At 50.9% G+C, this 16,224-nt stretch carries 16 protein-coding genes; 2 read left to right on the forward strand and 14 right to left on the reverse strand.

From position 1 onward, the window contains the following. Nucleotides 1-83: 83 nt before the first annotated feature. Both CIK93_RS07730 and CIK93_RS07735 read left to right on the forward strand, forming a co-directional pair. Nucleotides 84-377 (forward strand): hypothetical protein, encoded by a 294-nt coding sequence (locus tag CIK93_RS07730; protein WP_005816271.1) that lies wholly within the window; start codon nucleotides 84-86, stop codon nucleotides 375-377. Between the two features lie 2 nt (nucleotides 378-379). Next, nucleotides 380-745: a DUF2958 domain-containing protein gene (locus CIK93_RS07735; protein ID WP_005816269.1), complete on the forward strand. Its 366-nt coding sequence runs from the start codon at nucleotides 380-382 to the stop codon at nucleotides 743-745. A 106-nt stretch (nucleotides 746-851) separates the two neighbouring features. Here the strand turns inward: CIK93_RS07735 and CIK93_RS07740 are convergent, their stop codons facing one another. The 14 genes from CIK93_RS07740 to CIK93_RS07805 form a co-directional block, all read right to left on the reverse strand. Continuing rightward, complete coding sequence (locus tag CIK93_RS07740) at nucleotides 852-2,774, reverse strand: zincin-like metallopeptidase domain-containing protein (RefSeq protein ID WP_005816267.1); 1,923 nt, start codon at nucleotides 2,772-2,774, stop codon at nucleotides 852-854. Nucleotides 2,775-2,780: 6 nt separating this feature from the next. After that, complete coding sequence (locus CIK93_RS07745) at nucleotides 2,781-3,386, reverse strand: hypothetical protein (protein WP_005816265.1); 606 nt, start codon at nucleotides 3,384-3,386, stop codon at nucleotides 2,781-2,783. Between the two features lie 72 nt (nucleotides 3,387-3,458). Beyond that, nucleotides 3,459-3,641 (reverse strand): hypothetical protein, encoded by a 183-nt coding sequence (locus CIK93_RS07750; protein ID WP_005816263.1) that lies wholly within the window; start codon nucleotides 3,639-3,641, stop codon nucleotides 3,459-3,461. After that, complete coding sequence (locus tag CIK93_RS07755) at nucleotides 3,638-5,194, reverse strand: glucosaminidase domain-containing protein (protein ID WP_005816260.1); 1,557 nt, start codon at nucleotides 5,192-5,194, stop codon at nucleotides 3,638-3,640. The genes CIK93_RS07750 and CIK93_RS07755 overlap by 4 nt, the downstream gene beginning before the upstream one ends. A gap of 4 nt (nucleotides 5,195-5,198) precedes the next feature. After that, nucleotides 5,199-7,655 (reverse strand): zincin-like metallopeptidase domain-containing protein, encoded by a 2,457-nt coding sequence (locus tag CIK93_RS07760; RefSeq protein ID WP_005816257.1) that lies wholly within the window; start codon nucleotides 7,653-7,655, stop codon nucleotides 5,199-5,201. Nucleotides 7,656-7,737: 82 nt separating this feature from the next. Beyond that, the gene (locus CIK93_RS07765; RefSeq protein ID WP_005816255.1) at nucleotides 7,738-9,537 is read right to left on the reverse strand and encodes a hypothetical protein; all 1,800 of its coding nucleotides are present in this window, start codon (nucleotides 9,535-9,537) and stop codon (nucleotides 7,738-7,740) included. A gap of 9 nt (nucleotides 9,538-9,546) precedes the next feature. Beyond that, on the reverse strand, nucleotides 9,547-9,819 hold the full coding sequence (locus CIK93_RS07770; protein WP_007897422.1) for a hypothetical protein: 273 nt from the start codon (nucleotides 9,817-9,819) through the stop codon (nucleotides 9,547-9,549). Nucleotides 9,820-9,851: 32 nt separating this feature from the next. Next, nucleotides 9,852-10,673 carry a M23 family metallopeptidase gene (locus CIK93_RS07775; protein ID WP_005816253.1) on the reverse strand — a complete coding sequence of 274 codons (822 nt, stop codon included), beginning with the start codon at nucleotides 10,671-10,673 and terminating at the stop codon, nucleotides 9,852-9,854. A gap of 15 nt (nucleotides 10,674-10,688) precedes the next feature. Beyond that, complete coding sequence (locus tag CIK93_RS07780; RefSeq protein ID WP_005816251.1) at nucleotides 10,689-11,351, reverse strand: hypothetical protein; 663 nt, start codon at nucleotides 11,349-11,351, stop codon at nucleotides 10,689-10,691. A 93-nt stretch (nucleotides 11,352-11,444) separates the two neighbouring features. Continuing rightward, entirely contained in the window at nucleotides 11,445-12,128 is a 684-nt protein-coding gene (locus CIK93_RS07785; protein WP_005816248.1) for a hypothetical protein, read from the reverse strand. Between the two features lie 17 nt (nucleotides 12,129-12,145). Beyond that, entirely contained in the window at nucleotides 12,146-12,847 is a 702-nt protein-coding gene (locus CIK93_RS07790) for a hypothetical protein (protein ID WP_005816246.1), read from the reverse strand. Beyond that, entirely contained in the window at nucleotides 12,828-13,313 is a 486-nt protein-coding gene (locus CIK93_RS07795) for a PH domain-containing protein (RefSeq protein ID WP_005816244.1), read from the reverse strand. The genes CIK93_RS07790 and CIK93_RS07795 overlap by 20 nt, the downstream gene beginning before the upstream one ends. After that, complete coding sequence (locus tag CIK93_RS07800; RefSeq protein ID WP_094399406.1) at nucleotides 13,310-14,467, reverse strand: toprim domain-containing protein; 1,158 nt, start codon at nucleotides 14,465-14,467, stop codon at nucleotides 13,310-13,312. The genes CIK93_RS07795 and CIK93_RS07800 overlap by 4 nt, the downstream gene beginning before the upstream one ends. A gap of 153 nt (nucleotides 14,468-14,620) precedes the next feature. Then, nucleotides 14,621-16,213 carry a hypothetical protein gene (locus CIK93_RS07805; protein WP_094399408.1) on the reverse strand — a complete coding sequence of 531 codons (1,593 nt, stop codon included), beginning with the start codon at nucleotides 16,211-16,213 and terminating at the stop codon, nucleotides 14,621-14,623. Nucleotides 16,214-16,224: the final 11 nt, after the last annotated feature.

A 16,224-nucleotide genomic window follows, 5' to 3' on the forward strand; every position in this document is an offset into this window, starting at 1 on the left:
GAAAAATCAGTTCCCGACAAGAGGAGCCGAAAGGCTTCAAAAGGAGGGAAGAAAAACAAGTTGAACAAATAATTTCTTTGCGTATGGAATTACACAGATTATCAGAAAACGAGCAGGCATTTGTCGAGTGCTTCTCACGGTTCGTAAACGGTCAGATGGGGTCAGCCGCCAAGGTAGGCAATGCCCTTGCAGATGACCATCGCTATCTTATCAACGAAAAGGGCAAGGTGGTGTTTGCCTTCTTGGAACGCCTTGCCAACGACTATCAAAAAGGTCGTTATGACCAGCGTGACGAGTGGGTGTGCCGATTGGCAGCAGAGGCCATCGAACACCTTGTAGAGAACAGAATGTATTACAGAACACTTAACAACGATTGACTATGGCAAGCAGATTGATTACACCCGTATTGGAGGAGATACTGAAATCCTATCCTCTGTATTCACAGGACGGCAAAGGCAAGGATGCCGTTTGTGTGGCAATATTCTTCATCGGACACGTCCGTTGGTTCGTACTTGAAGGACAGCCGGAAGGTAACGACACCACGTTGTTCACCATCGTATGCGGTCTGCATGAAACGGAGTATGGCTATACCTCCGTCAATGAAATGGAGAGCGTAAAGGTGGATGGCTCCAAATATGGAGTGGACGAGATATTTCAAGTGGAGCAGTTGGACGGCTTCAAGCCGGTGAAACTGAAGAGCATTCCAGACGAGGATTTACAAGCATTCCTTCATAATATGGAATGACCCCAAATTAAATCAGCCGCAGGGACATTACTCCTTGCGGCTGACTATTGTTAGTACCTACTATGAGTAGTAAAGCCTACGATTAGTATATACTACGATACTACTCTCATCTTCGGAAAGCGGACTTGGCAACGTGCTCCTCTTGTACCTCTTCCTTCTGGTACTCCTCCATGTCAAGCAGTTGCTCATACGCAGAGCTGATGTTTGCGTCCATAGAATGGTTGTGGCTGAAAGGGAAGGTATGCTTCACAGAGAGTCCTGCATTGGTCACAGTCCCCACATCCAGGCTATCCTTATCCTTGTTATATTGCAGGTTCAGCAAACCACCATTCGGCATTTGGAATATCGGCATTTTTCGCTGCGCCAATTCCGAAAACTCTTCGGCGGTCATCTCCCTCGCCACAGCCTTCACGTCCTCACTGGCACGTCCTATGCCATAGCGAGTGATATGGTCACGCACTTCTTGCTCCGTATGCTTCAGGAACACCTCATACGTACCGCCGACACTCCCGTTATAGACCACTGCAAAGTCCTTGTCCTCTATTAGCAGGTCATCGCCTCTGTTCTGGCACGGCTTCCTGTAGGTCTGCTCCTCGTCCATGCCGTTCCCGTCATAGTATTCCTTGGCAAGCGTCAGCAGTCCTTGATAGTCACCTTTCTCCTTTAGCTTATCCAGTTCCGATGTGTCATCCGTTGATTGGAGATAGGCGATGGAGGCATAATAGACGTTTTCTTTCGATTGTGAAGGCTCTGTCAGGCTTTTGTACTGGGCAAAAGCCTCCTGATAATTGGTGTCAAGGTCTTTGCCGTGGTCGTAAGGAACAGAGAGTTTCACTTCCAGACCGTTACTCGTCGGCACAGCAATCTTTACAGAGTCCTCCTTCTCATGATGCTGGATATATACAGCAGAACCATTATATGCCAAGACTGCATGGTCGCCGTCATCTATGGATAGATAACTTTTCCCTTGCCCGTTTTCCTGCTCAGCCTTTTTCTCCTGGTCTATCTCCATAGCAATCTTGTCGATATGCTGCGTGAGCATTGAGGTAGCTTTTTTCACATCGAGTAGCGTGGTCTTGATGAACTGCGGCGACTCCTTCAGCGAATCCAGCCAAGACTTCAAATAGGCAGCCGAATCTCCTTTCAGATGCTTTGTCATGCCATACCGCTGAGCGGTCAGCGCAGCCGTCAGTTCTGCCACCAGTTCCTCGCGTGCATACTCTGCCGAGCCGAAGGTAGCGGGCTTGATGCGGTCTAACTGTCCCTCCGCACCCGTGGAGTGTCCCATCTCGTGGAAAAGGTTCGAGTAGAAAGACTCCCCATCCTTGAACTGCCTTTTCTCAGGCATCACAATCTCATTCTTGCTGATGGAGAAATAGGCGGAATCACCGAACATCGGTTTGATGGGACATATCCAACGGTTGTCCGCTATCATCCTATCCACGGGTTCAAAGGCAAACTGCTCGTCCTTCTCTACCTTGGGCATCGAGTATTCCTGTTCCAGTTTCTCCCAAAACTCTGGTCTGACCTCCTTCAGGTTGGTCTGCGCCACATTGAAGACATGGTAAGTCTGAAGCTTTGGATATACATTGTACTTTTCGCGCTCTTCCTGAGAGAGCAGTTTGTAGTCCTCCCACTTGATGTGTTCCTTTGTTTCCTTATTGACCACCGTAAACGTGGTGAGCATCACGGGGAAAGAATGCTCACCTTTCAGTACTGACACACGGGGCTTCTGTTCCTCGTCTTTCTTGCCAGTTTTGTTAAACTGCTGTATGCGGTCGAAGGTACAGAAGCGAGGAATCTTGTAACCCTCCTTCTCGCAATGCAGGAGCAACATCATAGCGTTCATGCCATTATATTCTCGTCCGTTCAGGTTTTTCGGCCATTGCAACGCACCTTCAGTAAACCAGGGCTTTTTCCATCCGTCTTTGCCCGACAGCGACTGAATACGCTCAATCATCATATCGGCAAACAGGTCGAGTGCCTTGTCTTCGGCACTCGGACCTTCCTTAGCATAAGGCTTTCCCATAGTCAATTAACCATTATAGGGCTGCGGAACATATTCGCTCATTTCAGACACTCGGCAGGAGAAGTCCAGTTTGTCATTGAAGACACTGACAGACAATGCCCCTTTGATGTTCGCTTTCACGCCTGGTTGCAGCCATGCCTCGCATTTGCCATCGAATAGGAAGAAACTTACCCAGATGTATTCAAATCCGTCCTGTACTTTCTCTGCGCTGAAAGCGGAGAACTGGCAGTACGGCACACCATTCTTGTCCGTCTTGTCCTCAATGCTCTTGCCCACCTTGCCGCGGAACTCCATCACGCCCTTGATGCAGTCCTCTGCCTCGTCAGGCTGGTGGCTGATGCTGCTTGCCGACAGGTTGAAATAAAGGACATCGCCCCATTTTCTTGGTACCAATACACCGGCTACCTCAATGCGTTCGCCGATGTTGCAGCTGCCCACCTCCGTCAGTGTCCCATCTTTGATGACCGACACCTCGATGGTCTTGTTAATCCCGCTCTTCGCTGGAATGACTACGTTCATGGCAAAGCTCACGAATGCCTTGCCCTCCTTGTTCGTGCGGCAGGTCGCAGCCTTGCTGACCGTTCCGCACACTGTTACATTACATTTGATCATTGCTCGATACTATTTGAATTATACATATCCATCGTCCAAGTGAAATGTCTTAGCAATGACAATAATCTCTTTTCAATCATCATATACTAGCGCACGTATCAGTTCATAGACTATCCACGCTGCTATGATAAGTTGGAAGCCGAGATAGATGATGGCCACGGTCTGACCGAAAAGCCATTGGGTAAGCATGAAGTGTCCTGCCACAGCTACCATACCCACCAGCAATGTACACAGATGACTTGCTATCCTTTTCATTTCCTTTGCAGATTTTGTTGTTGACTCTCAGCCTCCATCCCTTGCTCGAAGTTCTGCGAAGCCTGCTGTGTCGCCACGATGCCTGTCACCATTCCCGCAATCTTCGTCCGTTTGCTTTCTTCCGACAGATTGGCATTGCCCAAAATGAGCGACAGGCGGTTCATCTCCGAGGAGGTCAGTTCACGGTCAATCTTCACCGTACCGCTCTCTGCATGAAGCACAGTCTTGCCGTTCTCACCCACAGTAATGGTGCATTGCCTCATGCCTGGAACAAGCGAGGTCAAATCTACGAGCCGGTTGGCTGCCATGGCAGAGATAAGTCCTTTTTGTCGTTCCTCATCATTGCTGTCAATCTGCGCTGCCAACATCATCAGCGACATGAAGGTGGTCATCGCCATGTCGAGTATAGGGTCATTCGTTCCCGAAATGCCCACGCCGCTGTCCTCCGAGGAAAGGATTTTCTTCATCCAGTCCTCCGACGAAACCTTCTGCTCCTGTGGCGCATTGCTCTTGTATTTTGCCAACAGGTCATTGCCGTTATGCAGGGCCTGTAGCTTGATGTTGCCTTTCTGTCCGATTTCTGCCAGATAAGCGGCTGGATCCATATCCCTTTTTGAGCCGTCAGCCGATACACTCTTCACTCCGAAATGCAGATGCTCGCCAGTGGTTCTGGTGCCGGTATTTCCCGACACCCCCAACTTCTGACTGGCATTAACCACGTCACCTACCTTTACTGCTATGTCAGACAGATGCAGGTAGGAGCATTGCACCTTGCTGCCATCCTCACGGCTGTATTCCACGGTGACGGATTTCCCTCCTGCCGTGTTCGCATTATGGTTCACCGCCACCACCTTGCCGCCGTTCTCCGTGGCCAACACCGCCTCATGGTTCGTCTTGATGTCAATGCCCTTGTGCATCTGCTGCTTGGTGGCATCCATCGGATCCTGGCGATTGCCGAAAGGCGAGGTGATGAAGAGAAACTCCTCTCGCTCCACAGGAAAGGAATACCCGGCAGACTGCGGTACATGGGCAGCAGGCATTTCTCTACGAGGATTATTCTCCACCCCGAACGACCGACCTTCTGCCCGCATCTCAGCCATCACCTCACTGTCATACTTGTCCAGTCCGTTGGCTTCAATGATGCGCTGCAGACTTGCAGCATAACCGCCGCCCGTGGCATAGCCGGCACGCTCAATGCCCTTCGTCCATCCCTTGTAGTCGTCAGGCGACAGCGTGAAGCACTGCGCATAACGCTTGTTCTGCTTCAGGAACTGCGAGTGATGCTCATAACTGTCACCCACGCTTTTGTACTTACAGAATTTCTCGTTGGGCCTATCATCCGTATAGACTCCATACTCTCCGCCATTCTTCAACCACGATGCCGTAGCCTTGATGCCAAAGTGGTTGTTGCATTCGCGCGACAGTTGGCTCTGTCCGTTGCTGCTCTCCAGTATGGCTTGCGCCAAGATGACGGAGGCAGGAATCCCATACATCCGCATCTGTTCTTTGGCTTCCTCCGCATATTGTGCGGCATACGCTGCGTTCTTTCCCATAAGCCTATCTCCTTAGACTGGTGTGTTGTTCTGTTTCTTGACTTTCCTGTGCCATCTGCTTTCCTGTCTCTTTTCCAGGTGACACCATCTCCGTAATTCCACGCTTCGATGATGTTGTCTGCTTCGGCATTTCCAACTGGTCACAGATGGCCACCCGTTCACCAGCACGAATGAGCTTCGGCAGATAGGTGTCGAGGGCATGATATGGGAATCCTGCCATTGCCAACGGCTTGCCTTCATCATCCTTGCGCCCATTGCTCTTTGTCAGCGTAATACCCAATATTTTGGATGCCTTCACCGCATCATCCTTGTAGGTCTCATAGAAGTCACCGCAGCGAAACAAAAGAATGGCATCAGGATGCTTCTTCTTCAAGTCAAGATATTGTTGGACAAGGGGAGAGACAGCAGCCTTGACAGCCTTTTCATCCTTCTTTTCTTCTTTCTTTTCCTCTTGTTTCTTCTCTTCCCTTTGTTCAGAGCTTTTATCTTCCTTAAGTACCACTTCCTTCTGTTCATCATGCTTATCGACAATTGCCGTCTCCGCTTGCTTCACCTCCGTCGCTTCTTCCTGCTTCTCTTGTGTACTTTGCTCGACATTGTTGTCTTTCTGCAATACATCAGCAAACAGCGAGGCGGCAAGGTTCTGCTTGTAGGAATCCCTGTCAGGAGCCACCCACAATCGTTGCCATTGTGACGGACTGACACTTCTCGGCTGCAACTTCTTGCCGTCAATAGTGGCTGCACACAGGCATTCGCCCGATTTGGCACGGAATACTGCCACACGCTGGATGCGGTTCAAATCAACCTCCTGCTCATTACCTCCGAAGATGTCCACCTTCAGGTCGGGTTTCGCCTCTGCCATAGCATAATACTTCTGTGCCAGTTCCTCACGCACACGCTCGATGTTGTCCATCGACTGCTTCAAGGTGGTGAAGAAATGATTGAGGTCTCCTTTGTCGGGATAGACGGCAAAGCCCTCCTTACCTTCGGGCTTGATGTACAATGCCCACCGCTCCTTGTCATCCTTTACCAACTGCACATTGTCGAAACCGATGTCACGGCTGTGGGTTACGGCCTCAGAAGCATCCAACGAGGATAGGTCTTCGATAGACCAGTTGCGCAGTCTTGATACCGTGATTTTCTTGTCGGCGAAATAACTGTCGTCGGGACGGAAGCCCAAGGCTCCGTCGGGATTGTAGAAACGCACGTTGTCATAACCCTCTTTCTGCAAGGCATTGGTGAAGCGTTGCTTGTTCATGCCCTTGATCTCGTTGTTCACCTCCAACGATGCACCCTGTGGCAGCACCACATCGGCGGTCTTGCTGGCATCATCACGCACGATGACCACAGTACGCTGCTCCTCGTTGGGATGCTGCTTGATTTCGTCTGCTACGAAGTAGTGGTTGGGCAACTGCACCTGTATCTGCGCCGTCTCTCGCTGATGCTGGTCGGTGGCATACTCCACCTTTTCACCCAGTTCGGCTTTCTTCAACACCTTCAGCGCACCGTTCACCTCACTCTCGATGGCATCAATCAGACAAGGGTCTTCCTTCAGTTCCCTCGTCCAATAGTCCACCATGCTAAGGCTGTCCTTTGACAGACGGGCAGGCAGTCCCAGTTCGAGCATCTTCACGCCCGAAGCTATCTCAGTGATGAGTCGTTCCTTCTTCACGGCATCCTCCGACGGGGCTTTGCCGTTCTTCATGACCATGCCCTCACGTGCCAACCGCTGCTGATGACCGGTGGCAGACACCAACTGACGCATCATCTCCTGTACATAGTCATTGTAGTGCTCGAAGTCACGCTGCCGTGGCAGGTAGATGACATCCTTCTCGGTGTCGTAGTGCGCCACACCCGTGCCGTCCTGACGTACATTCACGAGGTTGTCCTTCATCTTCTGAAGGAATCCGTTGACGCACCCATGCAGCTGCTTGTCCTCCTTGTCGCCATAACCTCTATCCTCCACCGTGCCATCCTTCTTCAATGCCGTAGTGTAGGCTGTTTCGTTAGCCATAGGCAGTAGCGTCTGGTCGATATTGAACAGCACACGGATCTCACGGTTTTTCACTCCCTTGTACTGCTGTTTGTCCTGTTCCGACAGTTCTGCGTATGCCTCCTTGGTGATGACATCGTCGGGATTGTTGCGGTTGACGTACTTATTCCAATTGTAATACAGGAACGGCACACCTTTCTCATGCTCCCTCACGCTCTCACCCCGTGCCTTCGCTTCGGAGAACTGCGTAAACAGATTGCTCTTGCAACCCTTGGCATCGGAGTCAAGGGCAAGGACAAGGGCATTGAACGGACTGACCGAAAAGCCCTTGGGATAGAGCTTCGGATAGAGTTTGCCGCTTGCATTCAACCAATGTCCCTTGGCATCCACCGCACTCGTCAGTGCCTCAGTGAGCAGCGACACCTGCTTCTCCGCCGTCCGCTTCTCAAATTCTGATTTCTCTTTCATGCTTTTATCTTTTTGTTTATCTCAATCACATTCTATAATTGGCTTACCAAGCCACCGTTCCCGACAATTTTGTTGTCGGGCTTCACTGTATTCCCCTCGGTCGCACCACGCTCTCCCGTGCCTGCTCTTCGTACTGCATTGCTGCCATCTGTCGCATCTGGTCGTTCTTGGCAAGTATGGCGTTAGCCAATGTATTCAGCGGCAATGCCCCCGACTGATGCGCCCCAATCACACTGTCAGGCAGTTGAATGGTACAAGGCACATGGTCAATGTTGGCAACGAGACACCGCCCTTGCAGCATCGGGTTGCTGATACGAGGATTGAGTGGTTCATCAGGATATTGGCGGTACTGAATGCGAGATGCAGCAGGACTAACTGTAGGTGCAATGCCTTCCTGCTGTTTCCTGCCCAGCACCTCATGTCCCGCTTTGTTGAGCAGATTGGCACCTCCCATACCCATCAACAGCATCTTCAGTATAGGATTCTTCACGAACATTCCAGCCACGATAGAGGCCAAAGGAAGGAGGCTATTGTCCATATTCAGCGATTTTGTCTTGCCAGTGAACAGTCCCACCAGTACATCGGGCAGCATCGCCAACACATAACCAAGGTTCTTGCCGATGTCTGAAAAGCCGTTCAGTCCAAAACTCTGCAACAGCCCGTCCCATCCATTTTCGTTTGTTTGTAAGGCTGTTTCCTCCTGCTGGACTACAGATGGTGTTGCCTCTTCAGTCGATGAATCAGGAGTTTCTTTCGGTTCTGCCTTCTTCTCCTTCTCAGCCTCTGCATCCAGTCTCGCCTTAACCTCCAGATACTCGTCTTCCTGTCCAGGCGCAACTATCAAGGGCACATCCTTGTACTTGCCTGTACGTTTGGTTGCTTCGTTTCTCTGAGGGTCAAGGAACGTACCTTTGTTCCAAGGAAAAGAGGTCTGCTCGGTTTGTTTCGTCCAATCCATAAAAGTGATATTGCTCGTGGGAATCTTGTTCTTGAAATGGCTGTTGGTAGCCTTGATATAGCTGTTCTCGTGGTTCTTGATGACTTTTGCCTGTTTGCGGAATGAGGCGAAGACGTTGGTGCCCGTACCGAAAACTCCCTTGCTGATACACTCCTCGACACAGACCTCTTGGCTGCTACCTTTCTTGCTTAGGTGCTCCATGCCGACATTCATCACCATATCGATACCGACAAACTTGGCGAAGGTTGCCCATGAGCCAATCCCTCCCATGGCCACGACATCGGCACCCGCTCCGGCTGCCCATCCCGCTGCCTTCTCTGTTCGAGAGGGCTTATAGGCTGCCTCTCCTTTGGCTTCTATCTCTGCGGCAAGGGGTGACTTGTTCAGTTCGTAGGGCAGACCGAACAGACTGCTTTGTGCCGCCTTGCGGATGATATAGTCGGCAGAAGATGTTGGCATACGGTCTTTCACCATTTTTTCTATCATCAGCTGCTCCATGCGGTGATCGATATAGGCGTATGCCAAATCACAACCGAGTTGTTTAGAGAGTGCATCGTACCGCTCTCGTCCTATCTCCGTCACCACCGCCTTGCGCCATTCCTCAGCCATCACGGCAAGGTCACGCTGCATATCCTTGTTGCCGACAATAGCCTCCTTGCACATCGCCAGATAGTCTTCGGTGGTCTTGCTGTTCCACTTGCCTGTAATCTTCAGCGTGGCGTATGGGTCATCACCAGGCATATTGGCAGTGGCCAATGAGCGTAGGATGCCAGCCGTACTGTTGGAGTAGGCTCGCATCTCGTCTGCCTGTCTGTTGGACAAGTCCCGTTGCACCCTGCCCATCACGGGGGCAAGGTGACACCCGAAGTAGTCGCCCATCAGACGCTCTATCTCTGCGAATCGCTGACTGTTCTTAACTGCCATATACCTTGTTTATATATTATACTGCTGTAATATCTGTTCCTTTGTCTGCTCGATGGCATTGTGATATATCTCCATCTGCTTAGGATAGTGTTCCTCCAACCATGCGTCCTTGTCCACTTGGCAGTGGATGAACTGCACGGCCATACGTTCCTCAATCTCCACGGAGGGTTCCCCCTCTTCCTTACCATTGAACCATGCCTTTGTCCACCATCTCACGCCAGCCCGGTCGGGATAGACGCTCACTATCCTCGGAATGTCGAAGCTCTGGATATCCACGTCCAAGTCGGCAAGAGGGTCGATGATGCCGTCATGCGTCAGGGCTTGCTCTTGGAGTTTTTTTTTAACACCTCGTCCATCGTGGAGAGATATACCTGATGTCGCATGGCAAGATAGTTGAGAAAGTCGGCAATGAGCAGGTTCTGCACCTTAGTCGCCAAAGGCATACAGCGGTTGCCGATGCCCAAGGGATTAGCCATGCTCGGCATGGTCTCGTAGAAATAATGCTTGCTCGCTCCCAACGAGAAGATGTTTCTCAACGACTGCTCCGTATGTTCGGGCAGAGAGTATGCTCCTTGTTGAAGGTCCTCGAAGTAGGAGGGAAGGAAGCGGAGCATCAATGCCTCTATCTCCTGACGGTCGGTGTCGTAGGGTGAAGGGATGTTCATGTCCAGTTCATTGATGCCCATTTGGGAATTGTGCTCCAATGCCTTGATATTGCCGTAGAGCATGGTGAGGAACTCCAACGGATTGATTTCCTCTCCGTCAAACCTCACCTCCATGTGCAGCAGGTCGCCACTGATGGCGATGGTCTGACCGGCCTTGACGCTTTGGGAGAAGTTGGCGAAGACATTGGAGAGATGCCTGTAAGTCACTTCGTATTTGCCGTAGCGGATGGTCTGGTAGATGCCATGCTCCGCGTCCGACCCAATGGCAGAGACGGTTCCCGTTGCCACCGCCGACAGCAGGTAATGGTTCACTGAGAAGTCTATGCCGTGATGGAAGAATGTTTCTCCCGTCACGGGATTTTTCTGCTCTCCGTAACCCAAGGACATCTGCACGTCCTGCTTTATAGGCTCCTCAAACGGCATACAGTAGCCGCTCGATGAGCGCAGTATCATTTCTTCTGTATATCTCATATCACTGTATATTGGTTATCGTTTCATCCCTCTGCTTTGGGTCTCTGCTTCTTTCATGTTCTGCCCATGTGAAGACGTACCGCCTCTGTTAGGCAGAGTTTGCGCCACCTTAGAATTGTTCCCGATGATCATCGCTCCAAGCAGGGCACCCGCAATCTTGCTCATCCAACCAAAGCGTCCGAATACCATGAAGGCGGCAGCCACCAGTCCGACGATGCTCATACCCGACACGTTGCCCTTGCCGATATTGCCAAAGAGATTGCCTATCATGTCGCATCCTACGCCTCCGAACATATTCCTAAAGAAATCACTGATGCCGCTGAACTGGGTGTCCATCTTTCCGGCTACAGTGTTCACCGCATCAACGGCTTCACCAGCCTTGCCCGTCAGACGTTGCACATCGTTGGCGGTTTGTGCCACCGCTTCCGTGGCATTCTCGCCGATGACAGCATCACCTACGATGCGTGCCACGCTCTTGTCTGTGGTCAGCTTCTCCCATGTCACATAGCCTGCGGCACTACCCACTGCGGCCGTCTGCATAGCCTTGCCGGCTCCCATAAGGGTGCGTTGCGGGTGGAGTGCCGCACTGCCTAAGGTCTTTCCAGTTACTCCGATGACATGGCCAGTACCTCGTGCCGCCTTGCCACCATATTTCAATAATGAACTCCAAAATCCCATATCTTATCGTTTTTTAATCACGGTTTGACTTCGTCTTCTTCTGTCACGACTCGGCATAGCTCGAACAAGTTCGGCTCTGCTCTCGCTGCTCCATCAGTTTACGTTCTTGCCCACCTGCTTCCACCGCCTCTTGGCAGCCGCTGCTATCTCGGCTTTGTTCGCTTTGGTGGGTCTTGCCCCTTCGTCTATCTCCATCCAAACATCGCCCATGGTGGTGTATTTCACCGCCCTCGTCAGTCGCTTCAACTGCTTGTTCATCTTCTTCAGTTTGGGTCGGATGCCGAAGACTATCTCCACACGCTCCTTCTCGGTCATCTTGTTGCCCGACAGGCATACCGTGCGTATGTCATTAACTATCTCGATGCTGTTCATAATCAGCTCGCGGTATATCTTGTTGCGCTTGGCTGACAGGGCTACGGCAAGTCCGTTGGCAGGATGGGCATCCAACTGCGCCACCAATCCACCCATATTGTCCACCAACTGACCTATCTCGTGATAGAAACCATATATCTGTGCGGCATAGCTGACGATGGAACGGAAGGAGTCCAGATAGTTGTTGAACTCCCGCTGCAGGTCGGTAGTGGCTTCCACTTCCTCCTTGGTCCAGATATGGCCGGTGGATTGTAGCAGCATCACTTTCTCCTGATTCTTCAGTTCTTTCTCCGCCTTGTTGGTGTACATCAGAATCATCCCCGCAAGAGTCGGGTCGTTCTGCGCCCGCACTCCTGCAAAAGATGATATAAACATAAAAATGGCAATTGATATGAAATACTTCATGACTGATTCCTTTATCGTTAATCACTGATGGTCATACGTCCTGCTCTGCGCCATCTGCTAAGGGCTTGGGTGGCTATCTCTCCATTGCTTCGGTCTATCATCCCTGCCGTCACGCCGTTCCACACATCGGTCATGGTGTAATATCGTATAGACAGATAAAGACGATGCAGCTTCTTGCTGAAGGCACTCAGCTTGTCGTTCAGTGCCCACAGCGTCTTGCTCCTTTCCGCACCAGTCAGCATGTTCTCTTTGCCTCCTTTGGCGACTGCATCTTTCAGCAGTGTGAAGACGGACACCAATTCCGTGGCGGTCTCCATATACAGGTTGTTCATCGAGAGGGTGGCAACGATGCCTTGCGGATTATTGTTGATGGCCTTGCGCATCTTACACAAGGTGATGAATATCTTCACTCCATCGTCGTACAGATAGGTACAGGCTTTGAGGGAAGAGGCATAACCACTGGCGGTTTTCAGATAACTGTTGTACTTCTTCTCCCATTCGTGTATCTTGGTGAACTCTGCGGCGATGGTATTCTGCAACAGGGCAGTCTTGGTCTGACCTTTGATTTCCTTCTCTATCTCACCGTTGATGGCTTCGTTGCCCTCTGCTAATGCCATCCATTCCAAAGGGTTGGCAGTCACAATCTGTGCATGGGCTGACGGCACGCTCAGTACCAATGCCACGACAATGAACCAAATCTTATCTATTCGTAATCTCATATACGCCCTTTCTTCGTTTGTTCGTTTCTACTCTTGTTCGTATCACACTCACCACGTCATAGCTGTTGCTGATGCCGGTCATTTCCAGTTTCGGTGTCGTTCTATCCATCGACAACACGGTCACGCTTTTCAGTCCGCATAACTGTTGTATCAATGTCTGATGCTCGGCAAAGTCCACCACTCGGTACAACTCCATGTAGTTCACGCTCCGCTGAAACACTCCGTGCTCACAGATGAGTTGCTCGCTCCCGATATGGTAGCGGATACTCCTCAGATAGATGAATCGGTAGAGTAAACAGAGGGAGAACAGGAGGCTGAAGACAAGCAACAGGGTACTATATGCACAACCGGGCAATCCTCCGATTAGGAGCATTGCCACGCACAACAGCAACAGAGGCAGTTCGTTGATGAAAAACTGTCCGATGCTGGGGCACAAGGTGATGATGCTATTATCTTCTTGTCTCATACGCTTCTATGATATGTGTTCTTTTCTTCTTTTTCCCTTTGTTTCTCTGCCTTGCCGGCTGCGATAAACTCGGCATAGTCGAAGGTATCTGGTTCGCCCTTGGCAATCAGTTCTGCTGATTTCTTGTTGAGCAGCGCATCGTTCCAGTCCTTGTAGCAACCCAATGGATGATAGGCTTGCACATGCTCGTGACGGAAGCCCATCTCTGCTGCCACCTTCCTGAAGTTTGCAACAAACTGCCGCCCTGCATCGTCCTTGTCAAAACCCAAATAGTGCCGTGCGTTGGGAGTAACGGACAGAAGTCCTCGCATCTGTCCCTCGGTGGGTGTGCCGCCCGTAGATACATACACCATCTTTACAGGATTTATCTGATACTCTGCCATGGCATCGTAGGCACTCTCAAACCATACAATTTCGCTTGCTTTATCCAACGGCTCGCCCGTGAGGTTGGCAATCCACAGTCCTTCACTGCTGTTGCTTCCTTCTGCCTTGCCCTTGTAACCGCCGCTACCGTCCATCTTCGGTCGTCCTCGTTCCTCAAAGCCCACGGTCTTGTCGGGCTCTTGGGGCAGGACAAGCGGAAAAGCAAGATTGGCAAAGGTGAACCCATCCGTACGATGCTTGGTTGCCAAACAGAAATGCCGATGGAAGGCGTACTGAGTATAGAGGTCGATGCCACGATACTTGAAATAGGGATAATACTTCTTCTGCGTCTCCCTGTCTTGTGGATTGAACTTATGGAAGTCGTAATCATTCAGGTTGAATGGTTTGATGTTCTTCTTGGGCTCAGCAATCTTTGATGGTCTGTCCTCAATGGGTTGGTTGAGCAGTCGGTTACAGACGAGGTTGACAAGTCGGTCTGGTGACATACCTGCCTTGTTCTCAGAAAACATTTCGGGGTGCTCTTTGATGAACGAAATAACGTTATACACCTTCTGCTGCGGCGGTTGGAAGCAGCACTTTCCGTTCTGCGTGACAATGAACTTATCACCACGCACCCGTCTGCCTTCACTGTCAGTACGCACATATGAAGGATAACGCAAGCCATCCCTCTTATTCAGATGATACCCTGCGTCCACCAGCACTTCCTGTATGCTCAACCTATCCAGAAAGTCATCGTATGTCAACTCGTTCGTTTTCCCTTTTTCCGCCATATTATCTTCCTGTTTTGTTGTCCTTCATTGTCAATGTTGTCGTAGAAAGATCCACCGTTGGCTTCGCCTTCCTACGTCACGACTCGGCAGAATCCAAGCGAGCTGGCTTCTGCTCTCGCTGCTCCGTCGGTTCCCGAAAGTTTTGCTTTCGGGCTAATATCCTCGTCTAATCTCCGTGGCAACATGATTGGCTTCTGCCTCAAAGTATCTTGCAGCAATCTCCTGTGGCGAATCCACACCAGGCTTGAAGTAAGGACGTGGACCGCTATGATGCTCCGCATAAAGCTCCGGGGCAGGATGGTGATGATGGTTCATGTCATGCGCCACCTCAGCTGTAACGACTGCTCCTGCCGTCAATGCCGCCAGTATCTTCGTACCCAGTCCGGTATTGGCTTCGGGACGTGTCTTCATATCCACCTCATTGAACACCTTCGAGAATAGTTTCATGCGATGGTAGTCATCCACCGCCAAGAACTTGTCATAGTCCTTCTGCTTGATTTCATGCGTGATGGCTTCACCGTTGATGATGGCGGTCATGCGATACTTGTCTTCGCCTTTCTTATCTCCCTCTGTTGGAGGAACTTTCTCCACCGCGATGTCGCCGATTTCTACTTCACGCCCGTGCGCTCCCTCACGATACCAGCCTTTGTTCTCATTAAGCAAGGCAAGGTCTTCACCTCTCACCATGGCATCGCCTTGCAATACGTCCCGTCTGACAGTTTCTTCCTCTTCCAATGGAAGCAGCCGTTCCTCGTCTTGTTGTTGTCGCTGCAGTAAGTCTTGCTCCACTTCAGGATGCAGATGCAGGTCGATGCGCTCCTTGCTATTCAGTGTGTCCATCAGGATTCTGTCGGCAAAGTCGTCCTTGATGATGCCATTCAGCAGCTCCAAGCGTTGAACCACTGGTACTTCCTTGATGGAGTTGGAGGTAAGTTTCTTCAGTTCCTCTTCCGTCAGGTCATACACCATGTCGGCGTTTACACTGTTCGATTGGATGGTCAGCGTCTTCGCATTCTCATTAATGATGATGCCATGCGAAGTTAAGCATTCCTGCCACTTCTCATTGGTAAAATAGACAGGCGAGGTTATCAATTCCTTATATGGCTTGGCTGGTTCCGTGCTTCTCGGACGGCTGATCGAGGGTGTGATTACAGCCTCTAAATCCTTCAGCACATCCTGTTGCTGTGGGCTATAACTCTGTTGCTGCCCCTTATAGTAGAACCCGTAACCGCCGCTCTGTAACTCGCCCGGCTTCATCCTGCCGTCCCAACGTTCAGGAACAATCGGTGCTTCAGGAAAGAAAAGTCGTCCTCCAACTCTGCGAAGATGAAATCCTTCCTGACTGCGTGGTGTCCAACCTAAGAAGGGTGGTGGCATTCCGATGCGCCCCATCCGTCCATACTCGCCGATACCAACACGATAGCCGTGCAGCCCCATAGCCACACGTCCGTTGGCATTACGTGCATGGACGAAGTTCTTGGGCATATAGAAGTCGTTGCCCACAATACTCGTGAAGGTATTGTAGGCTAACTTGTTGGCATGATTCGTACCCCAGTCGGTCAGAGCCAACATCTGCTTCTCGGTGATGTTATAGGTGAGCAGCGGACTGTCGTGACCTTGCACCACAAGCTGATAGCCGCTGCCATTGCTCACCACATGTGCCTGCATACCATTGCGCATGAGCAGGTCACGCATCTCTGGTTGCAGGTCCATCTGTTGGGGATTCGTATTCTTTCTTATCGCCATACTTATTCTTC

The organism is Prevotella sp. P3-92 (assembly GCF_002251205.1).
GTDB lineage: Bacteria > Bacteroidota > Bacteroidia > Bacteroidales > Bacteroidaceae > Prevotella.